Origin of the sequence: Burkholderia sp. Bp8992, from assembly GCF_003853705.1 — a bacterium.
GTDB lineage: Bacteria > Pseudomonadota > Gammaproteobacteria > Burkholderiales > Burkholderiaceae > Burkholderia.
In genome coordinates, this window is record NZ_QTQI01000005.1 from 114,514 (window position 1) to 134,817 (window position 20,304).

At 67.3% G+C, this 20,304-nt stretch carries 22 protein-coding genes; 10 read left to right on the forward strand and 12 right to left on the reverse strand.

The window, feature by feature from the left end:
• Positions 1-220: 220 nt before the first annotated feature.
• From DIE03_RS09655 to DIE03_RS09685, 7 genes are all read left to right on the forward strand, one after another.
• Positions 221-1,180, forward strand: coding sequence for an AraC family transcriptional regulator (locus DIE03_RS09655; protein ID WP_124449705.1), 960 nt, complete (start codon positions 221-223; stop codon positions 1,178-1,180).
• A gap of 120 nt (positions 1,181-1,300) precedes the next feature.
• On the forward strand, positions 1,301-2,242 hold the full coding sequence (locus tag DIE03_RS09660; RefSeq protein WP_124449707.1) for a substrate-binding domain-containing protein: 942 nt from the start codon (positions 1,301-1,303) through the stop codon (positions 2,240-2,242).
• Between the two features lie 62 nt (positions 2,243-2,304).
• On the forward strand, positions 2,305-3,825 hold the full coding sequence (locus DIE03_RS09665; RefSeq protein ID WP_124449709.1) for a sugar ABC transporter ATP-binding protein: 1,521 nt from the start codon (positions 2,305-2,307) through the stop codon (positions 3,823-3,825).
• Complete coding sequence (locus DIE03_RS09670; protein ID WP_124449711.1) at positions 3,812-4,825, forward strand: ABC transporter permease; 1,014 nt, start codon at positions 3,812-3,814, stop codon at positions 4,823-4,825. The genes DIE03_RS09665 and DIE03_RS09670 overlap by 14 nt, the downstream gene beginning before the upstream one ends.
• A 47-nt stretch (positions 4,826-4,872) precedes the next feature.
• Positions 4,873-5,961, forward strand: coding sequence for an alcohol dehydrogenase catalytic domain-containing protein (locus DIE03_RS09675; protein ID WP_124449713.1), 1,089 nt, complete (start codon positions 4,873-4,875; stop codon positions 5,959-5,961).
• A 31-nt stretch (positions 5,962-5,992) separates the two neighbouring features.
• Positions 5,993-7,540, forward strand: a complete 1,548-nt coding sequence (locus tag DIE03_RS09680; protein ID WP_124449715.1) for an FGGY-family carbohydrate kinase — start codon at positions 5,993-5,995, stop codon at positions 7,538-7,540.
• On the forward strand, positions 7,537-8,295 hold the full coding sequence (locus DIE03_RS09685; RefSeq protein ID WP_124449717.1) for an SDR family oxidoreductase: 759 nt from the start codon (positions 7,537-7,539) through the stop codon (positions 8,293-8,295). The genes DIE03_RS09680 and DIE03_RS09685 overlap by 4 nt, the downstream gene beginning before the upstream one ends.
• A 67-nt stretch (positions 8,296-8,362) precedes the next feature.
• Here DIE03_RS09685 and DIE03_RS38215 read toward each other — a convergent pair whose 3' ends face one another.
• From DIE03_RS38215 to DIE03_RS09720, 8 genes are all read right to left on the reverse strand, one after another.
• A complete protein-coding gene (locus tag DIE03_RS38215) occupies positions 8,363-8,503 on the reverse strand; it encodes a hypothetical protein (RefSeq protein ID WP_174972170.1) in 141 nt (46 codons plus the stop codon).
• A gap of 180 nt (positions 8,504-8,683) precedes the next feature.
• Positions 8,684-9,268, reverse strand: coding sequence for an NTP transferase domain-containing protein (locus DIE03_RS09690; protein WP_124449719.1), 585 nt, complete (start codon positions 9,266-9,268; stop codon positions 8,684-8,686).
• Between the two features lie 105 nt (positions 9,269-9,373).
• On the reverse strand, positions 9,374-10,051 hold the full coding sequence (locus DIE03_RS09695; RefSeq protein ID WP_260434840.1) for a M15 family metallopeptidase: 678 nt from the start codon (positions 10,049-10,051) through the stop codon (positions 9,374-9,376).
• Between the two features lie 144 nt (positions 10,052-10,195).
• Entirely contained in the window at positions 10,196-10,591 is a 396-nt protein-coding gene (locus DIE03_RS09700; protein WP_124449723.1) for a type II toxin-antitoxin system VapC family toxin, read from the reverse strand.
• Complete coding sequence (locus tag DIE03_RS09705; protein WP_011659184.1) at positions 10,588-10,827, reverse strand: type II toxin-antitoxin system Phd/YefM family antitoxin; 240 nt, start codon at positions 10,825-10,827, stop codon at positions 10,588-10,590. Before DIE03_RS09705 ends, DIE03_RS09700 begins: the two co-directional genes overlap by 4 nt.
• Positions 10,828-10,947: 120 nt before the next feature.
• A complete protein-coding gene (locus DIE03_RS09710) occupies positions 10,948-11,631 on the reverse strand; it encodes a Fe2+-dependent dioxygenase (protein ID WP_124449725.1) in 684 nt (227 codons plus the stop codon).
• Positions 11,628-12,383: a tetratricopeptide repeat protein gene (locus tag DIE03_RS09715; protein ID WP_124449727.1), complete on the reverse strand. Its 756-nt coding sequence runs from the start codon at positions 12,381-12,383 to the stop codon at positions 11,628-11,630. Before DIE03_RS09715 ends, DIE03_RS09710 begins: the two co-directional genes overlap by 4 nt.
• 3 nt (positions 12,384-12,386) lie before the next feature.
• Positions 12,387-14,630, reverse strand: a complete 2,244-nt coding sequence (locus DIE03_RS09720) for a TonB-dependent siderophore receptor (RefSeq protein ID WP_124449729.1) — start codon at positions 14,628-14,630, stop codon at positions 12,387-12,389.
• A 322-nt stretch (positions 14,631-14,952) separates the two neighbouring features.
• Here DIE03_RS09720 and DIE03_RS09725 point away from each other — a divergent pair, with 322 nt between their 5' ends.
• Positions 14,953-15,192 carry a FitA-like ribbon-helix-helix domain-containing protein gene (locus tag DIE03_RS09725; RefSeq protein ID WP_124450175.1) on the forward strand — a complete coding sequence of 80 codons (240 nt, stop codon included), beginning with the start codon at positions 14,953-14,955 and terminating at the stop codon, positions 15,190-15,192.
• Complete coding sequence (locus DIE03_RS09730; protein ID WP_124449731.1) at positions 15,189-15,608, forward strand: type II toxin-antitoxin system VapC family toxin; 420 nt, start codon at positions 15,189-15,191, stop codon at positions 15,606-15,608. The genes DIE03_RS09725 and DIE03_RS09730 overlap by 4 nt, the downstream gene beginning before the upstream one ends.
• 140 nt (positions 15,609-15,748) lie before the next feature.
• Here the strand turns inward: DIE03_RS09730 and DIE03_RS09735 are convergent, their stop codons facing one another.
• Entirely contained in the window at positions 15,749-17,044 is a 1,296-nt protein-coding gene (locus DIE03_RS09735; protein WP_124449733.1) for an aspartate carbamoyltransferase, read from the reverse strand.
• A gap of 233 nt (positions 17,045-17,277) precedes the next feature.
• Between DIE03_RS09735 and DIE03_RS09740 the strand changes: the two genes are divergently transcribed.
• Positions 17,278-17,412 carry an entericidin A/B family lipoprotein gene (locus DIE03_RS09740; protein WP_034204471.1) on the forward strand — a complete coding sequence of 45 codons (135 nt, stop codon included), beginning with the start codon at positions 17,278-17,280 and terminating at the stop codon, positions 17,410-17,412.
• A 94-nt stretch (positions 17,413-17,506) separates the two neighbouring features.
• On the opposite strand, the gene DIE03_RS09745 is transcribed toward DIE03_RS09740, so the two are convergent.
• From DIE03_RS09745 to DIE03_RS09755, 3 genes are all read right to left on the reverse strand, one after another.
• A complete protein-coding gene (locus DIE03_RS09745) occupies positions 17,507-18,055 on the reverse strand; it encodes a permease (protein WP_124449735.1) in 549 nt (182 codons plus the stop codon).
• Between the two features lie 187 nt (positions 18,056-18,242).
• Positions 18,243-19,196, reverse strand: coding sequence for a DMT family transporter (locus DIE03_RS09750; RefSeq protein ID WP_124449737.1), 954 nt, complete (start codon positions 19,194-19,196; stop codon positions 18,243-18,245).
• A gap of 176 nt (positions 19,197-19,372) precedes the next feature.
• Positions 19,373-20,167, reverse strand: coding sequence for an AraC family transcriptional regulator (locus DIE03_RS09755; RefSeq protein ID WP_124449739.1), 795 nt, complete (start codon positions 20,165-20,167; stop codon positions 19,373-19,375).
• Positions 20,168-20,304 lie beyond the last annotated feature (137 nt).

Here is a 20,304-nt window from a genome sequence, read left to right on the forward strand (position 1 = left end):
CCGCGCCGTTCCGCGCTGCAACAAATTTGCCATCCGGCGCCATTTCAGCCCGAGGGCGGCAAAAAAGTATCGAAAATCAGGCGTAAAGTTGGTGGAGCCGCGCGCTCGATCGACCTACATTGCTTCCCATGCGACCGGTCGCGTCGCCGCGCGAGACACGCGGCGATGTGCGCCCAGCCGAACAGGCCGGCCAGCGATACATGGGAATGGAGACGCCAACATGATGCACCCCGATCTCGAAGTGGTCGACGTGCGACGCGACGAGTCGTTCAAGGTCTGGTCGCACGGCTATCCGTATCGCACGATCCGCTGGCATTTCCATCCCGAATTCGAGCTGCACCTGATCGTCGCGACGCGCGGCAAGTATTTCGTCGGCGACCACATCGGCTCGTTCGGCCCCGGCCATCTCGTGCTGCTCGGCCCGAACCTGCCGCACAACTGGGTCAGCGACATGGCCGAAGGCGAGACCGTCGAGCGCCGCAACCTCGTGATCCAGTTCGACCCGGCGTTCGTGCGCCGCTGCATGGACGCGTTTCCCGAATGTCGCGACGCACATGCGCTGCTCGACGATGCGCGGCGCGGGGTCGGCTTCGACGCCGCGACGAGCGCCGCGATCGCGCCGCTGTTCGACGAACTGCTGACCGCGCGCGGCATGCGCCGCATCGCGCTCTTCATGACGATCCTCGAGCGCCTGTGCGGCGCGGCCGAGCGCACGCTGCTCGCGAGCCCTGCATACGACCAGGCCGATGTCACGCCCACGCGGCTTAGCCACGCGCTGTCGTATATCGGCAAGAACCTCGCGTCCGAGCTGCGCGAATCCGATCTCGCCCAGCTGACCGGGCAGAGCGTCAGCGCGTTCTCGCGTGCATTCCATCGCCAGACGGGCATGCCGTTCGTCCAGTACGTGAATCGCCTGCGGATCGAATCCGCGTGCCAGATGCTGCTCGCCGACGACGCGAGCATCACCGACATCTGCTTCCAGGCCGGCTTCAACAACGTGTCGAACTTCAACCGCCAGTTCCGCGCGGTGAAGGGGATGGCGCCGTCCGAATTCCGTGCACTGCAGCGCCTGAACGCGCGCAGCCGCGACCTGGCGCTGCATGCGGCGCCTACCGGCAACCCGATGCCGCCGCGCGTGCTCACGCCCGGCGCACCCGAGCTCGCGCCGCAGCCCGGATGATCGCCGGGCCGCTGCCCGCCCGAGCTTTTCCCGCCGTCTTACCCAGCCGATCGCGCCGCTTGCGTCGCGAGGGGCGCATTCACCCACGAAAAAGCTGCACACAATTCCGGAGACACCGTCATGACGCACGCATCGCCCGTTTCATCCCCCCGTCGCGCCGCCCGCCTGGCGGCCGTTGCCGCGCTCGCCGTCGCGGCCTTGCTGCCCGCCGCCGCGCAGGCCGCGCCGTTGCGCATCGGCATGACGTTCCAGGAGCTGAACAACCCGTATTTCGTGACGATGCAGAAGGCGCTGAACGATGCGGCCGCATCGATCGGCGCGCAGGTCGTCGTCACCGATGCGCATCACGACGTCAGCAAGCAGGTGAGCGACGTCGAGGACATGCTGCAGAAGAAGATCGACATCCTGCTCGTGAACCCGACCGATTCGACCGGCATCCAGTCGGCGATCACGCAGGCGAAGAAGGCCGGCGCGGTGGTCGTGGCCGTCGATGCGAACGCGAACGGCCCGGTCGATTCGTTCGTCGGCTCGAAGAATTACGACGCGGGCGTGATGTCGTGCGAATACCTCGCGAAGGCGATCGGCGGCAGCGGCGAAGTCGCGATCCTCGACGGGATTCCGGTCGTGCCGATCCTCGAACGCGTACGCGGCTGCAAGGCCGGGCTCGCGAAATTCCCGAACGTGAAGCTCGTCGACACGCAGAACGGCAAGCAGGAGCGCGCGACCGCGCTGTCGGTCACCGAAAACATGATCTCCGCGCATCCGAACCTGAAGGGCCTCTTCAGCGTGAACGACGGCGGCTCGATGGGCGCGCTCGCCGCGATCGAAGGCTCCGGCAAGGACATCAAGCTGACGAGCGTCGACGGCGCGCCCGAGGCGATCGCGGCCATCCAGAAACCGAACTCGAAGTTCATCGAGACGACCGCGCAGTTCCCGGCCGACCAGGTGCGCATCGCGCTCGGTATCGCGATCGCGCGCAAGTGGGGCGCGACGGTGCCGAAGGCGATCCCCGTCGACGTGAAGGTCGTCGATCGCGGCAACGCGAAGGGCTTCAGCTGGTGAACGACGTGCGACGCGACGTGAAGGGCGGCGGTGCGGCCGGCGCCCTTCGTACGGAGAAGCCGATGGACACGATACTCAGGCTCAGCCACATCACGAAAAGCTTTCCCGGCGTGAAGGCGCTGTCCGACATTCATCTGGAGATTGCCCGCGGCGAGATCCATGCGCTGCTCGGCGAGAACGGCGCGGGCAAGTCGACGCTGATGAAGATCCTGTGCGGCATCTATCAGCCGGATGCCGGCGCGATCGAGATCGACGGCACGGCGCGCCATTTCGCGGACTATCACGACGCGGTCGCGGCCGGCGTCGGCATCGTGTTCCAGGAATTCAGCCTCATTCCGCACCTCGATGCCGTCGACAACCTGTTCCTCGGCCGCGAGTTGCGCAATCGCTGGGGCGCGCGGGACCGCAAGCGGATGCGTGCGGCGGCGGCGAGCATCTTCGCGCGGCTCGGCGTGGCGATCGATCTCGATGCGCCGATCCGCACGCTGTCGGTCGCGCAGCAGCAGTTCGTCGAGATCGGCAAGGCGTTGTCGCTCGACGCGCGCATCCTGATTCTCGACGAGCCGACCGCGACGCTCACGCCGGCCGAGGCCGAGCACCTGTTCGCGATCATGCGCGAGCTGAAGCGGCAGGGCGTCGCGATGATCTTCATCTCGCATCACCTCGACGAGATCTTCGCGGTATGCGACCGCATCACGGTGCTGCGCGACGGCCAGTACGTCGCGACGACCGACGTCGCGCACACCGACGTCGAGCAACTGGTGCGGATGATGGTCGGCCGCCGGATCGAAAGCAGCTTTCCGCCGAAGCCCGTGCTGCGGGCCGACGCACCGGCCGTGCTCGAAGTCGATGCGCTGCAGATCGAGCGCGACGGCCCGGTGAACCGCTTTGCGTTGCATGAAGGCGAGATCCTGGGTTTCGCGGGTCTCGTCGGCTCGGGCCGCACGGAAACCGCGCTCGCGGTGATCGGCGCGACGCGTGCGCACCGCAAGGAACTGCGCGTGCGCGGTGCGGCGGCAAAGCTCGCCGATCCGGCCGATGCGCTGCGCGCGGGCATCGGCATCCTGCCGGAAAGCCGCAAGACGGAAGGGCTCGTCACGTCGTTCTCGATCCGCGACAACATCTCGCTGAACAATCTCGGCAAGTACCGGTCGATGCGCTGGCTGATCGACCGCGGCAGCGAGGCGCGCACGACGCACGACGTGATGCGGCGCGTCGGCGTGAAGGCGCCGTCGATCCACACCGAGGTCGCGACGCTGTCCGGCGGCAACCAGCAGAAGGTCGTGATCGCGCGCTGGCTGAACCATCACACGTCGGTGCTGATCTTCGACGAGCCGACGCGCGGCATCGATGTCGGTGCGAAAGCCGAAATCTACGGGCTGATGCGCGAACTCACCGCGCGCGGCTACGCCATCATCATGATCTCGTCCGAGCTGCCGGAAATCGTCGGCATGTGCGATCGCGTCGCCGTATTCCGGCAAGGACGCATCGAGGCGACGCTCGCCGGCGACGAGATCGATCCCGACACGGTCATGACCTATGCCACGGCCGGCACGCGAGGAGCGACCCATGAACCTGCCTGAATCTTCTTCCACGCCTTCGACGACGCTCGCGGCCACGGCCGGAAACGGCGATGCGCCGCCGCCTCGCGCGATGTGGGCGCAACTGCGCCGCTCGACGCTGTTCTATCCGCTCGTCGGCCTGATCGTCGTGTGCATCGCGATGATGATCGCGAGCCCGAGCTTCCTGTCTGCCGCGAACCTCGAGAACGTGCTGCGCCAGGTGTCCATCAACGCGATCATCGCGGTCGGCATGACCTGCGTGATCCTGACCGGCGGGATCGACCTGTCGGTCGGTTCGGTGATGGCGCTGTCGGGCACGCTCGCGGCCGGGCTGATGGTCGCGGGCGTCAATGCGGTCGCCGCGCTCGCGATCGGCATCGCGGTGGGGCTCGGCTTCGGCTTCCTGAACGGCGTGTTCGTCGCATTCGCGGGGATGCCGCCGATCATCGTCACGCTGGCAACGATGGGCATCGCGCGCGGCCTCGCGCTGATCTACACGGGCGGCTACCCGATCGACGGCCTGCCCGACTGGGTCGCGTTCTTCGGCAGCGGCAAGGTGCTCGGCATCCAGGCGCCCGTGCTGATCATGCTGGTGGTCTATGCGATCGCCTGGCTGCTGCTCGACCGCATGCCGTTCGGCCGCTACGTGTATGCGATCGGCGGCAACGAGCAGGCGACGCGGCTCACCGGCGTGCGCGTCGCACGCGTGAAGCTGATCGTCTACACGCTGGCCGGCGTCACGTCGGCGCTGGCCGCGATCGTGCTGACGGGCCGGCTGATGAGCGGGCAGCCGAACGCGGGTGTCGGCTTCGAGCTCGACGCGATCGCGGCCGTCGTGATGGGCGGCACGTCGATTTCCGGCGGGCGCGGCGCGATCCTCGGCACGCTGGTCGGTGCGCTGCTGCTCGGCGTGCTCAACAACGGGCTGAACATGATCGGCGTGAACCCGTATGTGCAGAACGTGATCAAGGGCGGAATCATCCTGCTCGCGATCTACATCAGCCGCGAACGGTCGCGGTAACGATCCAGTCGATCAGCTATCCTTATCATCAACGAAAGAGACAACTCATGACGACACCCGAAGCCCAGCCGCGCATGACCGCGGTCGTCTGCCACGGCCCCGAGGATTACCGCGTCGAGCAGGTCGCGAAGCCGCGCCCCGGCGCGAACGAGCTCCTGATCCGCATCGCCGCATGCGGGATCTGCGCGAGCGACTGCAAGTGCTATACGGGCGCGAAGATGTTCTGGGGCGGCCCGAGCCCGTGGGTGAAGGCGCCCGTGATTCCCGGCCATGAATTCTTCGGTTACGTCGAAGCGCTCGGCGACGGCGCGGCCGAGCATTTCGGCGTGGCGATCGGCGATCGCGTGATCGCCGAGCAGATCGTGCCGTGCGGCAAGTGCCGCTATTGCAAGTCGGGCCAGTACTGGATGTGCGAAGTGCACAACATCTTCGGTTTCCAGCGCGAAGTCGCTGACGGCGGGATGGCCGAGTACATGCGGATTCCGCCGACCGCGATCGTCCACCGGATCCCGCTCGGCGTATCGCTCGAGGATGCGGCGATCATCGAGCCGCTGTCGTGCGCGATCCATACGGTGAATCGCGGCGACGTGCAGCTCGACGACGTCGTCGTGATTGCGGGCGCGGGCCCGCTCGGCCTGATGATGACGCAGGTCGCGCACCTGAAGACGCCGAGGAAGCTCGTCGTGATCGACCTGATCGACGAGCGGCTCGAACTCGCGCGGCAGTACGGCGCCGACGTGACGATCAATCCGCAGCGCGACGACGCGCGCGAGATCGTCCGCGCGCTGACCGACGGCTACGGCTGCGACGTGTACATCGAGACGACCGGCGCGCCCGTCGGCGTGAACCAGGGGCTTGACCTGATCCGCAAGCTCGGCCGCTTCGTCGAATTCAGCGTATTCGGCGAGGATACGACCGCCGACTGGTCGATCATCGGCGACCGCAAGGAGCTCGACGTGCGCGGCGCGCACCTCGGGCCATACTGCTATCCGGTCGCGATCGACCTGCTCGCGCGCGGGCTCGTTACGTCGAAAGGCATCGTCACGCACGATTTCGCGCTCGAGGACTGGGACGACGCGATCCGCGTCGCGAAATCGCCCGAATCGATCAAGGTGCTGCTGAAGCCGGCCCGCTGATGCGGCGGGCATGCGCCTCACCGGAGACATCATGGAATACGTGATTGGCGTCGACATCGGCACGCAGAGCACCAAGGCGCTGCTGGTCGACCGGCATGGCACGATCGTCGCGCGGCATGCGGCCGGCTACCAGCCCGATACGCCGCGCCCGCTGTGGGCCGAGCAATGGCCGCAAGTGTGGTTCGACGCGGTGCTCGCATGCATCGCGGGCTGCGTGCGCGACGCGCGCGCCCAGGGCGTGCCGGCCGACGCGATTCGCGCGGTGTGCGTGAGCAGCCTGTACGGCGGCTCGGGCATTCCGGTCGACATCGACATGCGGCCGCTGCATCCGTGCCTGATCTGGATGGACCGGCGCGCGACCGCGGAAGTCGACTGGGTCAACGAGCATGTGAACGTCGAGCGGCTGCGCGTGATCACGGGCAACGGCGTCGACAGCTACTACGGCTTCACGAAGATGCTGTGGCTGCGCGACCAGCGGCCGGACGTGTGGGCGAACGTGCGCTATTTCCTGCCGCCGAACGCGTACGTGACCTACCTGCTGACCGGCGAAGTCGCGGTCGATCACAGTTCGGCCGGCAACATCGGTGGCGTGTACGACGTCGCGCGCCGCGAGTGGTCCGACGATGCGCTCGACATGCTCGGCATTCCGGCGACGATGATGCCCGAGCGGCTCGTCGATTCGTCGGAGATCGTCGGCGGATTGCTGTCGCAATGGACCGGGCAGCTCGGCCTGCCGGCCGGCACGCCCGTCGTCGCGGGCGGCGTCGATGCGGCGGTGGCGACCTTCGCGGCCGGCGCGACGCGTACCGGGCAGCACGTCGCGATGATCGGCACCAGCATGTGCTGGGGCTACGTGAACCGGCACGTCGATGCTCGGCACGGGCTCGTCAGCATGCCGCACGTGTTCAACGGGCAGCGCGACCTGTACGTGTTCGGCGGTGCGATCACGGCCGGCGCATCGGTCGCGTGGTTTCGCGACCAGTTCTGTCACGCGGAGATCGATGCGGCGCGCCTGCTGCCGCACGGCGATCCGCACGTGCTGCTCGAGGAGGCAGCCGAGAGCGTGCCGGCCGGCGCCGACGGCGTGCTGTTCCTGCCGTACCTGATGGGCGAGCGCAGCCCGGTGTGGGACGCGAAGGCAAGCGGCGCGTTCGTCGGGCTGAGTCTCGCGCATACGCGTGCGCACCTGTATCGCGCGGTGCTCGAGGGTGTCGCGTTCGCGCTGCGGCACAACATCGAGGCCGGACGTCGCGGGGCGGTCGCGCTGGACGACCGGTTGATCGTCGTCGGCGGTGCCGCGCATTCGGCGCTGTGGATGCAGATCATCGCGGACGTGACGGGTTTTCCGGTGTGGACGATCGAGCAGGACGTCGAAGCCGCGATGGGCGCCGCGCTGCTCGCGGGTGTCGGGGCAGGGCTCGTGTCGCACGACGAGGCACAGGGCGGCTGGGTCAGGCTCGTCGAGCGTGCGCGTCCCGATGCCGATCGCGCGAAAGCGTACGACGCGCGTTTCGCGCTCTACACGGCGCTTTATCCGGCACTCAAGCCGATCATGCACAGGCTGGGCACGTCATCATGAACACACGATTCGATTTCAGCGGTGCGCGAGTGCTCGTCACGGGAGCATCGAGCGGGATCGGGCGCGCGTGTGCGGTCGCGCTCGCGACGGCGGGGGCGCGGGTCGTCGCGGCAGGGCGCGACATGGCCGCGCTCGACACACTCGCCGGCGAGACCGCGTGCGAGACGTTGCGTGTCGATGTCGGCGGCGACGAGCATGCGATCGACGCGGCGCTCGCCGCGCACGATGCGTTCGACGGCCTCGTCAACTGCGCGGGGATCGCGTCGCTCGAACCGGCGCTCGATGTCGAAGCCGCGCATTTCGATCGCGTGATGGCCGTCAATGCACGCGGTGCGGCGCTCGTCGCGCGGGCCGTGGCGCGCAAGATGATCGAGCGCGACGGACGCGGCGCGGCGAACGCACGGGGCAGTATCGTCAACGTGTCGAGCCAAGCAGCACTCGTCGGCCTGCCCGCGCATCTGAGCTATTGCGCGTCGAAGGCGGCGATGGACGCGATCACGCGCGTGCTGTGCATCGAACTCGGGCCGCACGGCATTCGTGTGAACAGCGTGAACCCGACCGTCACGCTCACGCCGATGGCGCAGTTCGCGTGGAGCGAACCGGAGAAGCGTGCGCCGATGCTGGCCGCGATTCCGCTCGGGCGCTTTGCGGAGCCCGACGAGGTCGTCGAGCCGATCCTGTTTTTGCTGAGCGATGCGGCGTCGATGATCAGCGGCGTGTCGCTGCCGATCGACGGCGGGTATACGGCGCGCTAGGCCGCGTCACGCGGCGGTCGCGGGCGACGGGGCGTTGCGGTCAAGGCGCGGGGCGGCCGACGCGCGGCTAGACCGGGTCCTTGCTCGGCGGTCCGTCCGGTTGCTGCGGATTGTCGTGATGACCGGGCGGCGACGAGAACGGATCGTCTTCCGGATCGCGGTTCGGGTCGGCCGGTGGCTCGGGCGTCGGGGTCGTGTGATCGGTCATGGAGAACTCGCGCAGTGCGTGACGGCGGTGGCGCGGCGGGAGCGCCTCGTCTCCGTTATAGCCAATCGGGCGCACGTTTGCAGCGGGATTATCGCGGCCGGTTGGCGATCGTCGGCGAAATCCGCGCATGGGTGGTTTTCGTGTCGGATCGTGCCGGGAGCCGGCCGCTCGCGATCGCGGTCAGCGCAAATCCGCCGGCGTATCGACGTCGCGCAGGATGCCGGGATCGTCGACGTCGAGCAGCTTGACCGGCGCGCTGGCGAACAGCGCGCGGGCGCCCGTGTCGCCGTCGAGCGCGGCGAGTGCATCGAAGTGGTGCGCGGCGAAGCCGACCGGATGGCCGCGCACGCCGCGATGCACGGGCGCGACGATCGACGCGTCGTCGGCTTCGAGCGCGCGTGTGACCGTCTCGTAGGTGGACGCCGCGATCCACGGCATGTCGCCGAGCGCGACGAGCCAGCCGTTCGCGTCGGGTGTCGTGCGGACGCCGGCCGCGAGGCTCGCGCCCATGCCGCGCAACGCGTCGGGCGCGTACACGACCTGACAGCCGGCTTCGTTCAGCAGAATCGCGAGTTTTTCGGCGCCGGGGCGCACGACGGCAATCACGTCGGACGTGGCCGCCGCGAGATGACGGGCGGCGGCGACCGCAACCGGCGTGCCGTCGGGAAGCAGCGCGAGCAGCTTGCTGTGCAGGCCGCTCGGGTCGAAGCGTTGACCAAGGCCGCCGGCGAGCAGGACGCCGGTGGCGAGTGACGCATAGGACATCGGCGCGGGGGGAGTGAGGCAGGTGCTGCGATTGTGCGGGAGCGGGCGGGGATCGGCAAGTGAGGATGTTACCGATTCGCGCCCGTCAGGCTGGAACGTCTGCCATCACGACACTTCGTCGAGCATGCTTTCCTCGACGGGACCGTAAATTGCGTGCAATTCGTTCTGGATGACGGCCCAATAGCGGTCGCCGAACGACCAGTGCCACCATTCGGACGGGTAATTCGTGAAGCCGGCGTGGGTCATTGCGGCGATCAGCACCTGGCGGTTGCGTGCGGCGGCGCGGCTGATGAACGCGTTGCGCGTGTAGCACGCGCCGGAGGATTCCCGGTCGGTGGCGTTCATGATGCAGCCCATGTCGATCTCGATGCCTTCCGCCGAGATCAGCGTCAGGTCGATGGCGGCGCCCGTCGGATGGGCGGCGACTTCCGGCGGTGCGACGTAGTGGCTCGTCAGTGCGATCAACGTGCCTTCGTCCGGCAGCGGATTCAGCGTACGGCGCAGGTGCGCGAGATGCTCGGTGAAGTACTGGCGCTGCAGCGCCAGCGGGCGGTAGCCTTCCTTGATGTACAGGCGCAGGTCGCCGGGCAGCGCGTGCGCGGCGGCGATCAGCCGTTCCGCCACGCTGCGACGCACTTTCAGGAAATGCGGGCTCCTGCTCTCGATATCGCGGCGGTCGAGATCGACGGCGATGCGGTCATGGAAGCCTGAGAGATCGACGAACCCTTCGTGCGACTCCTGCAGGGCGATCGAGCGGACGGCGGGATCGGAAAGCGGTATCACGGTAGCGAGCAAGTGACGCGATGACGGTGGCGGGCCACAAGCCGAACAGGTGAGGCGGCCGTGGTCGTTTTGGTCAGACGAATCGGCAATATGCCAGAGTTGGGCTGAGCGCGTATGGCGGTTGGATACGCGGGCGGGTGGCGCTCACCAGAGCGTCTTGACGTGCGCGTACGCGTGGATTTTTTCGTCGCGGGTAATCAACTGCGCGCCGAGCCGCCGCGCGGTGGCAACGATCATGCGGTCTGCCGGATCCTTGTGGAACGTGCCGGGCAGGTCGGTGGACTTCGCGGCGATGTCGGCATCGACCGGCACGAAGCGCATGCCGTCGATCTGCGCGACGGTGGCGAGCCATGCGTCGACATCCATCGTCAGTGCGAGGCGATCGTTGCGCACCAGCATCGCGATCTCCCACGCGGAGATCGCGGATGCGGCGAGCGCACCCTCGCTGCGTGCGCGATCGATCGCGCTTCGCGCCTTCTTGCTGAGCGAAGGGTCGCCCGCCACCCACCACACCAATGCATGCGTATCCAGCACGATCACCGCGACGCCTCCCAATCATCTTCCGCAATCGGATCGAGAGGATTGTCGTAGCGCATGACCGAGCCGCGCAATATGTCCAACGGCTGAGCTTCGCGTGCGTGATACGGCCGGATCTCGAGCGTCGGCTTGCCGTGGTCGGTGACGATCAGACTTTCGCCCGATGCCTCGACGAGCCGGAAGTATTCGAGGGCGCGGGCCTTGAATTCGGATTTCGATACGGGAGCGTGCGGCATCATGATATGAGCATGGTCATTTGACGATGGTCATTTTAGGCTCGTATTTCGACGCGATGCAAGCGCCGGGTGTCACGCGTGCGCAACGCGTGACACCGGAAAGGGCGGCGTTACCGATTCACGCTACGCATCCGCCCACTTCCTCAACAGGTTGTGATAAACGCCCGTCAATGAAATGACCATCGCATCCTTCGCCCCTTTCTCCGCGGAAAGCGCCTGAATCTGCGTATCGAGCTGAAACAGCAGCGTGCGGTCGCCGTCATCCCGCACCATGCTCTGGATCCAGAAGAACGAAGCGACACGCTCGCCGCGTGTGACCGGCGTCACGTGATGCAGGCTCGATGCCGGATACAGCACGAGATCGCCAGCCGGTAGCTTCGCGCGATGCACGCCGTACGTATCCTCGACGCACAGCTCACCGCCGTCGTACGCATCGGGTTCTTCGAGAAACAGCGTCGCCGACAGGTCGCTGCGCACGCGGAAATCCGTACCGCGCAGCAACCGGATCGCGTTGTCGACGTGCGTGTCGAACGTCTCGCCGCCTGCATAGCGATTGAACAGCGGCGGAAAGACCTTCAGCGGCAGCGCTGCCGAAAAGAACAGCGGATTGCGTGCGAGCGCATCCTGGATCGCGTCGCCAACGGTGCGCGAGACTGGCGAGCCTTCCGGCAACTGCCGGTTGCGTTTCGCGAGCGCCGACTGAGCACCGGACGTCGCGTTACCGTCAACCCATTCGGCCCCATCGAGCAGGTCGCGACATTGCACGACCTGCGCTTTGGTCAATACGCAGGGGATGTGAAGCATCATGAGGCGGATTCCATTGCGTGTGGCGCCAGTTGCAGCGCCGCCGAGCGAAAAGCGGCGACCGGCGACGACGCGAGATACGCGCGCATCTTCGCGATGAAGGCGGGCGTCGCGGTGGCCGGCACGCACGCGAGCCAGTCGAGCGCTTCGTCGATGTGCCCGCGCTCGGCGAGCAGCCGCGCATAGTTGAACTGGCCGCGGAAGTCGCCCGCCTCGGCCGCGCGGCGATAGTGGTCGAACGCGGCGTCGGTGTCGACCGCCACGACCCAGCCATCTTCGTAGAAACCGCCGATCAGGTTGATCGATTTCGCATGGCCGAGTGCGGCCGCGCGGCGGAACCAGTCGAGCGCGTCGGTGCGGTTCTCGTCGACGCCGTTGCCGAGCGCGAGCGCCGTCGCGTAGTTGTACATGCCCCAGTCGAGCCCCGCCTGCGCGGCGAGCCGGTACCAGTACACGGCCACCGGCGCGCACGCGGCCGTACCCCAGCCGAACTCGTAGCAGCGGCCGAGCATGTTCATCGCCATCGGATGACCGGCCCGCGCCGCGTGCCGGAACCAGTTGAACGCGGCCGCCGGATCGCGCGCGACGCCGTGCCCGTCGAGCAGGTACTGGCCGTAGACGGCCTGCGCATCGACGATGCCGTGGTCGGCGGCCGCCGCGACCCACGCGGCGGCACGCTCGGGCGGCCCGGCCAGGATGTCGGCGAACTCGCGCGGCGATACCGACGCGAGCGCCTTCAGCGACACGGCCTCCATCGATCAGTAGCGCGCGTTCAGCGTGACGAACGCCGAGCGGCCCGGCGCGATCGACGCATAGTGCGCCGGGTACGCCTGATCGAAGTACGTGCGGTTGAACAGGTTGTTCACGTTCAGCTGCAGGTCGAGCTTCTTGTTGATCCGGTACTGCGCCATCGCGTCGAAGCGCCAGTACGACGGCACGGCGCGCTGGTTCGCCGGATCGCCGAAGACTTCCGACATGTAGAACGCACCGCCGCCGACCGTGAACTTCGGCGTGACGTCGTAGTTCGACCACATCGTGAGGCTGTGCTTCGGCGTGTTCGGGAAGCGGTTGCCGTTGTTCGCGGCGTCCTTGCCGTTGTCGCGCAGTTCGCTCTTCATGTACGTGTAGCCGCCGAACACCTGCCACTGTTTCGTGATCTGGCCTGCGAGGCCGAGTTCGAGACCCTGCACGCGCTTGTTGCCGACCATCGCGTACTGGTTGTTCGGCAGCGTCACACGCGCGTTCGTGGTGTCGATCTGGAACAGCGCGGCCGTCAGTGACAGCTTGTCGTTCAGCACGTTCCACTTCGTGCCGAGCTCGATGCTGCGGTTCTTCTCGGGCGCCATCTGATCGGCGTTCGGGCCGACGCCGCCGCGGCCCGGCGTGAGCGACTGCGTCTCGCTGCCTTCGCCGAGCAGCATGCCGGCCGGCGTCGACGACGTCGCATACGACGCGTAGATGCTGCCGTTCTGCGCGGGCTTGAACACGAGGCCGGCCTGCCAGTTGAACAGCGTGTCGTCGCGCGTGGTGGTCTTGCCGCCGTTGGCCTTGGTATCGGTGAAGCGGGTCGAGTAGTCGTCGACGCGCACGCCGGCGTTGACCTGCCAGCGCGGCGTGATCTCGATCGTGTCGAAGCCGTAGATCGACTTCGTCGTGGTGCGCGCATGCGCGTAGTCGTTGTTGCGCGTGATCGAACCGGCCCACGGGTCGTTCGGGTTCGGCGACCACAGGCTCGTGCAGTTGTAGCCCGACGCGGCGCCGATGCCTTTCTGGCAGATCTTGCCGGTGTCGGTCGCGACCGTGTACGAATCGCGCTTGCCCCATTCGCGGGACAGCTCGATGCCGGTCGTGAAGCTGTGCTTGAACGGGCCCGTGCGGAATTCCCCGAACAGCTCGGTCAGGTTCGCGAGGCTGTTGATCGAGCTGTCGCGGTTGTTGTTGCGGCGCCAGACCTTGCCGTTCACCACGTTGCCCTGGCTGTCGTCCGGCTGCGTCCAGATGTAGTCCTGCGTCGATTCCGTGTAGCGGGTGGTATTGCGGATCGTCAGCGAAGACGTGATGTCGTGCTCGATCTTGATCGTGCTGATGTCCGACGTGGTCTTGCGGAAGTCGCGATCGATCAGGCCGTAGAAGTTGTGGCGATCGACGGGCGCCGGATAGATCGTGTTGACGTTCGCGGGCTTGTTCGACGTCGTGTAGAAGTACGGGATGCCGCCGTCCGGCATGTCGTCCGTCTGCAGGTGGTAGTAGCTCGCGGTCACGCGCGTCGGCGTGCCGAGGCCGAACGCGATGGACGGTGCGACGCCCCAGCGCTCGTTGTTGACGGCGTCGCGGCCGGCGACGTCGTTGTTGTGGCTCATCAGGTTCAGGCGGAACGCGGCGTGATCGGCGAACTGCCAGTTGCCGTCGGCCGTGAAGCGGCGATAGCGGTCGGTGCCGAGGCCCGCGCTCGCGGCGGCCGTCGTGCCGAGGTGCGGCGCCTTCGTGATCAGGTTGATGCTGCCGCCGGCGCCGCCGCGGCCGCCGTACGCGCCGTCGGAGCCCTTGGTGATCTCGACGCGCTCGGTGTTGAAGATCTCGCGCGTGGTCGCGCCCGTGTCGCGCATGCCGTCGACGAACATGCTGCCCTGCGTGTCGTAGCCGCGGATGAACGGACGGTCGCCGAGCGGGTTGCCGCCTTCGCCGGCGCCGAACGTGATGCCGGGCACGGTGCGCAGCGCTTCGGTCAGCGTCGACGCGCCGCTGCTCTGGATCAGCTCCTGCGGGATCACGGTGACGGACTTCGGCGTGTCGACGAGCGGCGCGGTGAATTTCGCGGAAGCGGAAAAGTCGGCCTTGTAGCTGTGCTCGGTCTTGCCCTTGATCTCGATCGGCGCGAGATGGCCTTCGGTGCTGGCGGGGGCCGCGGGCGGCGTGCCGTCGGCGAACGCGGGGCTCGCGGCGAGCACGCTGCACAGGGTGGTGAATTTACCGAGCTTCAGCTCGTCGGAACGGGACTTCATGATGCGTTCGACCTCGCGATGTGGCCCCGGAGACGGTGCGCTGCAGAAATGTGCATGCCGCCGGGAATTATTACGATTTGTTTTCAGGCGGCATTCTATGTAATTTCTTGTTGAATGAGAAGCGTTCTTGTTTATGTTTGTAAGGTGATTGTTGACGAATGTTGCGGAGGGGTTTTGAGGGTTGGCGGGGCGGGCGGGATGGCCGAATGGCCGAATGGGACGGGCGTGGCGGACGGCTTACAGTGGTCGAATCTCCATTCGGCTCAAATGACAGCAAGGTGTTAGTATGACTGCATTGCAAGCAAATGTAGTGAGGCGCATCATGCCCGTGATCACGGTTCGAAATTTGCCCGACGAAGTGCATCGCGCGCTTCGAATCCGGGCCGCGCAACATGGCCGCAGTACCGAGGCCGAGGTGAGAGACATTCTCGAGCAAGCCGTTCGGCCCGGCGGCCGGCCCAGGCTCGGGACGCTGCTGGCTGAAATCGGGCGGGAGGCTGGCGGCATCGATTTCGAAGTTCAGCGTGACAAATCGCCAACCGATCCGATGAGCTTCGAATGATCCTGGTCGATACCAACGTCATTTCCGAGCCGCTGCGGCGCGAGCCGAGCGCAGCCGTGATCGAGTGGCTCGACGCGCAGAACGTCGACACGTTGTTTCTAGCCGCAATCAGTCTGGCCGAGATTCGATTCGGCGTGGCCGCGTTGCCGGTGGGGCGCAGGCGGGACTGGCTCGAGCAAAGCATCGAGCAGCGGGTCGTGCCGTTGTTTCGCGGCCGGATCCTGCCGTTCGACGATGCGGCCAGTCAGGCGTATGCGAGCCTTCGTGCGAAGGCGCGTGCGGTTGGCAATGCGATGGCGTCGGCCGATGGCTTCATCGCTGCAACCGCCGCCGCGAACGGTTTGATCGTGGCCACGCGCGACGTCGCGCCCTTCGAGGCAGCGGGCCTGCGTGTGATCGACCCTTGGGCCAGCTGACGCCGGGTCGGCCGCCGCCACGCTACCGGCACCGAAAATGACAACGCGCCGTGCAAGCCGGCGCGCTGGGTGCGTTACGTCTGCGTGCGGCCCTTGAACCGAAGCAATCTCGCGTTCAGGCGCGCGACACCGGCCGCAGGTCAGTCGATCCCGTGAAACACCGCATCCTCGGGCCCGAGGTACGCAGGCGGGCGCCACGTCGCATCGCGCATCGAGTGCTGGACGAGATTCTCGACCCCGAGCAGGATCGCGAAGATCGCCATCCGCACCGGAATGCCGTTGTCGGTCTGGCGGAAGATGGCCAGGCGCGGGTCGCGGTTCAGGTCGACCGACAGGTCGTTCGCGCCCGGCCGGCTGTCGCGCGGCAGCGGGTGCATGATCAGCGTGTCGGGCTTGCACACCGAGTCGACGAGTGCCTGGTTGATCTGGAAATCCGGTGTGTAGCCTTCGAACGACTCGTCGGTGAAGCGCTCCTTCTGGATCCGCGTCGCATAGACGACGTCCGCGCCGCGCAGCCCGGCCGCGAGGTCGTTCGTCTGCTCGACTACATGGCCGTTCGTCGCGATCTGGTCGACGATGTATGCCGGCATCTCGAGCGTCGGCGGCGACACGAGCGTGAACTTCAGCCCGCGGTACAGCGCGAGCAGCTTGACGAGCGAGTGCACGGTGCGGCCGTATTTGAGGTCGCCGACCAGCGCGATGTGCGCGCCGTCGACGATCTTGCCGAGCCGCGAAAACTCGCGCTGGATCGTATAGAGATCGAGCAACGCCTGGCTCGGATGTTCGCCGGGGCCGTCGCCGCCGTTGATCACGGGCAGGTTGGTTGCACGCGCGAACTCGGCCACCGAGCCTTTCTCCGGATGCCGGATCACGAGCGCGTCGACGTAACCGGCCATCACGCGGCTCGTGTCGTAGATCGATTCGCCCTTGGCCATCGACGAGAACGTGAAGCCCGTCGTGTCGCACACCGAGCCGCCGAGCCGGCAGAAGGCCGCGCCGAACGACACGCGGGTGCGCGTGCTGGCTTCGAAGAACAGGTTGCCGAGCACCGCGCCTTCCAGCACGCGCGAGATCTTGTGGCGTCGCGCGATCGGCTGCATCACGTCGGCCACGCGGAACAGCGCCTCGACCGATTCGCGCGAGAACTGGTCGACCGAGATCAATTGCGGCTTGCCTTCGAACAGGAACTGCTTCGAGAGCTCCTGTTTGTCTACGCTTTGCGTATAGTCTCCACCATCCGGCGCCGAGCGCTCGACGATTTCCGAAACAAAGCGCTCGACGATCTCGGGCATCCCGCGCGATTCCTGCGAATCGTCGGGCAGCAGCCACGTATCCAGTGCGCGCCGGCTGACGCCGATGCGATTGGCGAACGCTTCGCGGGTCATGTTGAGGCGGCGCATCGCGTCGCGGAGGAAGGCTTGCTGGGGAACGGTCATCGGCGGCTCCTGACGGAAAATATACGCGGTGCGTATATTAGTTCCTGGCGCAATGAAGTCAAGGAAAATCTGTGCGGACGGCTGTGTGGCGCGTGTAACACGCGGCGGGTTCGTACTGGCGTGCCGCGTCCGTCTCCGTATAATCAGGTCAGGCCCCGTGCCCGGCATGGTGCCGGGCGCCATGCCGCTAACAATTCGCCCGGTCGGGCTTGTTGATTCGAAGGAGAATGAGAATGACGCGTACGATTGCTGCAATGCTGCTGGTGGTGACCGCCGCGCTCGCCGGTTGCAACACGGTCGCCGGCATGGGCCAGGACATTTCGAAGGGTGGCCAGGCGATCAGCGATTCGGCTGAAAAGGCCAAGTAAGCCGACCGGTTCCGGAATGCAGAAGGCGCCGGGCCGTCCCGCGATTGCGGGGCGGCCCGGCGCTTTTTTTCGGCCGGTGCCGACGCCGGTGGCGTCAGGCGTGTTCGACGAACGCGTAGCGGCCTTCGACCTTGCGCGGCGTGAACCAGCCGTAGTCGGGGAACATCCGGTTGCGCACGTACCAGACGTAGCCCACCAGCAGGGCCGTGATCGCGAGGCTCGGCAGTGCGGTCGACGGATCGCGTCCGAGCTCGGCGATGGTCTTCGGCAACTGCAGCAGCGACAACGCGATGAACGCGTGATAGGCGCCGACGCGATGGGTCGCGAAGCCCCAGATGAACAGCAGCGACAGCGGCACGGTCAACACGAGGAACACGGCCACGAGGCCGGTTCCGGCGCCGCTCGCGAAGAAGTAATACGCGAGGATGAGGCTGATCGCCAGTTGGGCGATTCCGAGCGCGACCAGGATCCGGACGTGCACCTTGTTCCTGCGGCAGCGCTCGGGATCGGGGCGCGACGCGATCAGCTGCGCGAGCACGCGATCCTTGAGCCCTTGTCCCGACAGTTCGGCGAGCGCGTCGGCCTTCCGCGTGCCTGCGGAGAGCAGCACCGCGATTCTTGTCTTGGCTTCCTTCCTGTTCATTGCGTGGCGGATTGTTGTTCGATGGTTGTCAAAGGTTCCGGCCACGCGAATATTGCATCTTGCGGAGTCGTGCGCAATCGGTTTGCAGCACCCGGACACATTCCTACAGCCGCCGCGGCGCGCGGGTGACGGGCCATGTCGCGGGAGAGCGTGGCCGCCGTTGCCGCGATCCCGCGCTGACCGCCGGTCAGTCCGCGGCGGTTTGCGCGGTGGCAGGCGCTGGGCTGGCCGGCCGGGCATCGTTTGCGTCGGCGAGCCGCTCGCGCCGCCGCGTCGCGCCGACGAGCATGCCCGCGACGACGAGCGCGATACCGGCGACTCGCGTGCCGTTCAGCGTTTCACCGAGCAGCGCGACCGCGAACAGCACGGCCGAGACCGGCGCGACCGCCGTGAACAGCGCGGCCTCGGTGCCGCTCGTGCGCGCCGAACCGGCGTACCAGCACAGATAGCCGAGCACGGTCGGCACCAGCGCGTAGTAGGCGATCGCCGATACTGCGCCGACGGTCCAGCCGTTTGCGACCGCGCGCCATTCGAATGCGGCCGGCACGAGCGCGAGCACGAAGCCGAGGCCCGACATCGCGGTGGACAGCGCGAGCGGCGGCAGCGGCGCGGCCAGCCGCCGGTTGAGCAGGATGAATACGGCTTCGCACGCGACGGCGGCCAGCACCAGTGCATCGCCGGCAAGCGTCTGGAGCGACGGCATCGCGTGGCCGGGTGCGAACGTGACGAACAGCACGCCGGCCGTGGCGAGCGCGGCGGCCACCCAATCGCGCGGCGTCTGCCGCTCGCGCAGCACGACGGCCGCGATCAGCGTCGACATGGCCGGCAGCGTGCCGAGCATCACGCCGGCGTCGAGCGGCGACGACAGCTTCGTGCCGCTGATCAGCAGCACCGTATAGCCGACGCCGCCCGCAGCGGCCTGGATGACGAGCAAGACGGCGTCGCGCGTGGAAACGCGCGGCCAGCGCATGCGCTGCGCGCGCATCAGCGCGAACAGCAGCGGCGTCGCGATCAGGAAGCGCAACGCGGTGGCCGCGAACGGCGGCAGGCCGCCGGCCGCGAGACGGCTCGCGATGACGGTGCTGCCGACGCCCGCCATCGCGGCGGCGAGATAGAGATAGCCAATCAGTCGTGTCTTCATGCGCCGCATCGTCGCGTACCGCGGCAACGTGCGTCTTGAACGAAATTGCAGCGGGGCGGGGGGGCGTTGAAGGCGGTGCGTGCGCTGGCGGTATGGGGAACGGTTGCGGTCGTAGCGGCACCCTCCGTCGACGGCGATGCGGCGCCCCGGATGCTTGTGCGCCGGCAGCAGGCGCGTCAAACCGCCTGCGTAAATCGCCCCGGCGTGATCCCGAACTGGCGCGCGAACGCGCGCGTCAGGTGGCTCTGGTCGGCAAAACCGGCTTCGGCCGCGGCGTCCGCGATCGGCATTCCGCTGGCGAGCAGCGCACGCGCCAGCCGGGTGCGCGACTGGATCAGGTACGCATGCGGCGTGATGCCGAGCTCGCGCGCAAAACCGCGCAGCAGCTGGAAGCGGCTCACGCCGCTCAGGCCGGCCAGCTCGGCGAGCGAAACGGGTGCGGCCGGCGCCGCGTCGAGCCGCTGCCGGGCGACACGGATCGCCGGTGCGACACCGGACGCCGGCAGCGTGCGGTTCGCATGCCGGGCGAGCAACCCGGCGACGAGCATCACGAGCGCCTCGTCGCGGGCGAGCGGCTGGGATTCTCCCGCGACGATGCGGGCATGCAGCCGGCCGACGGCGGCGGCAAGCCGTGCGTCGCGCACGGCCGGGTGCGCCAGCTCGACACCGGCAAGGCCTTCTTCCGCCGCGACGCCCGCGACCAGCGCGGGCGCGAGGTACAGCATCCGCCAGCGCCGGCCCGTGCCGGCATCGAGCGGCGAACCGTCGTGCATTTCGCCCGGGTTGACCATGATCGCGTCGCCGGCCAGCGCGTCGACCTGCCCGCGGCCGCTCCAGGACCGGTGCGCACCGCTGACGATCACGCCGACCCCGAATTCGTCGTGCGCGTGGCGCGGAAACGCGCGGTCGGATTCGAGGCTGATCGCCTCGATGCCTTCGCCGGTGCGTCGGTAGTGGGTGACACGGTGCATGTGCGCTCCTCGCGCCGGTTGCGGCGCGGATCACGTGCACTTTAGCGCGTTCCGTCGCCGCGCGCCCTTCATCCTTTTGGCGGATACCGCGCGGCGCGCGCAGCCCGCACCATGTGCACATCTGCAGCGTACACGGC

Coding starts and splice junctions, on each gene's coding strand:
- DIE03_RS38215 (WP_174972170.1), bottom strand. CDS start 8,503: ATGACCGATCACACGACCCCGACGCCCGAGCCACCGGCCGACCCGAAC.
- DIE03_RS09660 (WP_124449707.1), top strand. CDS start 1,301: ATGACGCACGCATCGCCCGTTTCATCCCCCCGTCGCGCCGCCCGCCTG.
- DIE03_RS09675 (WP_124449713.1), top strand. CDS start 4,873: ATGACGACACCCGAAGCCCAGCCGCGCATGACCGCGGTCGTCTGCCAC.
- DIE03_RS09750 (WP_124449737.1), bottom strand. CDS start 19,196: ATGAAGACACGACTGATTGGCTATCTCTATCTCGCCGCCGCGATGGCG.
- DIE03_RS09680 (WP_124449715.1), top strand. CDS start 5,993: ATGGAATACGTGATTGGCGTCGACATCGGCACGCAGAGCACCAAGGCG.
- DIE03_RS09715 (WP_124449727.1), bottom strand. CDS start 12,383: ATGGAGGCCGTGTCGCTGAAGGCGCTCGCGTCGGTATCGCCGCGCGAG.
- DIE03_RS09735 (WP_124449733.1), bottom strand. CDS start 17,044: ATGACCGTTCCCCAGCAAGCCTTCCTCCGCGACGCGATGCGCCGCCTC.
- DIE03_RS09710 (WP_124449725.1), bottom strand. CDS start 11,631: ATGATGCTTCACATCCCCTGCGTATTGACCAAAGCGCAGGTCGTGCAA.
- DIE03_RS09755 (WP_124449739.1), bottom strand. CDS start 20,167: ATGCACCGTGTCACCCACTACCGACGCACCGGCGAAGGCATCGAGGCG.
- DIE03_RS09745 (WP_124449735.1), bottom strand. CDS start 18,055: ATGAACAGGAAGGAAGCCAAGACAAGAATCGCGGTGCTGCTCTCCGCA.
- DIE03_RS09665 (WP_124449709.1), top strand. CDS start 2,305: ATGGACACGATACTCAGGCTCAGCCACATCACGAAAAGCTTTCCCGGC.
- DIE03_RS09740 (WP_034204471.1), top strand. CDS start 17,278: ATGACGCGTACGATTGCTGCAATGCTGCTGGTGGTGACCGCCGCGCTC.
- DIE03_RS09690 (WP_124449719.1), bottom strand. CDS start 9,268: ATGTCCTATGCGTCACTCGCCACCGGCGTCCTGCTCGCCGGCGGCCTT.
- DIE03_RS09730 (WP_124449731.1), top strand. CDS start 15,189: ATGATCCTGGTCGATACCAACGTCATTTCCGAGCCGCTGCGGCGCGAG.
- DIE03_RS09685 (WP_124449717.1), top strand. CDS start 7,537: ATGAACACACGATTCGATTTCAGCGGTGCGCGAGTGCTCGTCACGGGA.
- DIE03_RS09725 (WP_124450175.1), top strand. CDS start 14,953: ATGCCCGTGATCACGGTTCGAAATTTGCCCGACGAAGTGCATCGCGCG.
- DIE03_RS09720 (WP_124449729.1), bottom strand. CDS start 14,630: ATGAAGTCCCGTTCCGACGAGCTGAAGCTCGGTAAATTCACCACCCTG.
- DIE03_RS09670 (WP_124449711.1), top strand. CDS start 3,812: ATGAACCTGCCTGAATCTTCTTCCACGCCTTCGACGACGCTCGCGGCC.
- DIE03_RS09655 (WP_124449705.1), top strand. CDS start 221: ATGATGCACCCCGATCTCGAAGTGGTCGACGTGCGACGCGACGAGTCG.
- DIE03_RS09705 (WP_011659184.1), bottom strand. CDS start 10,827: ATGATGCCGCACGCTCCCGTATCGAAATCCGAATTCAAGGCCCGCGCC.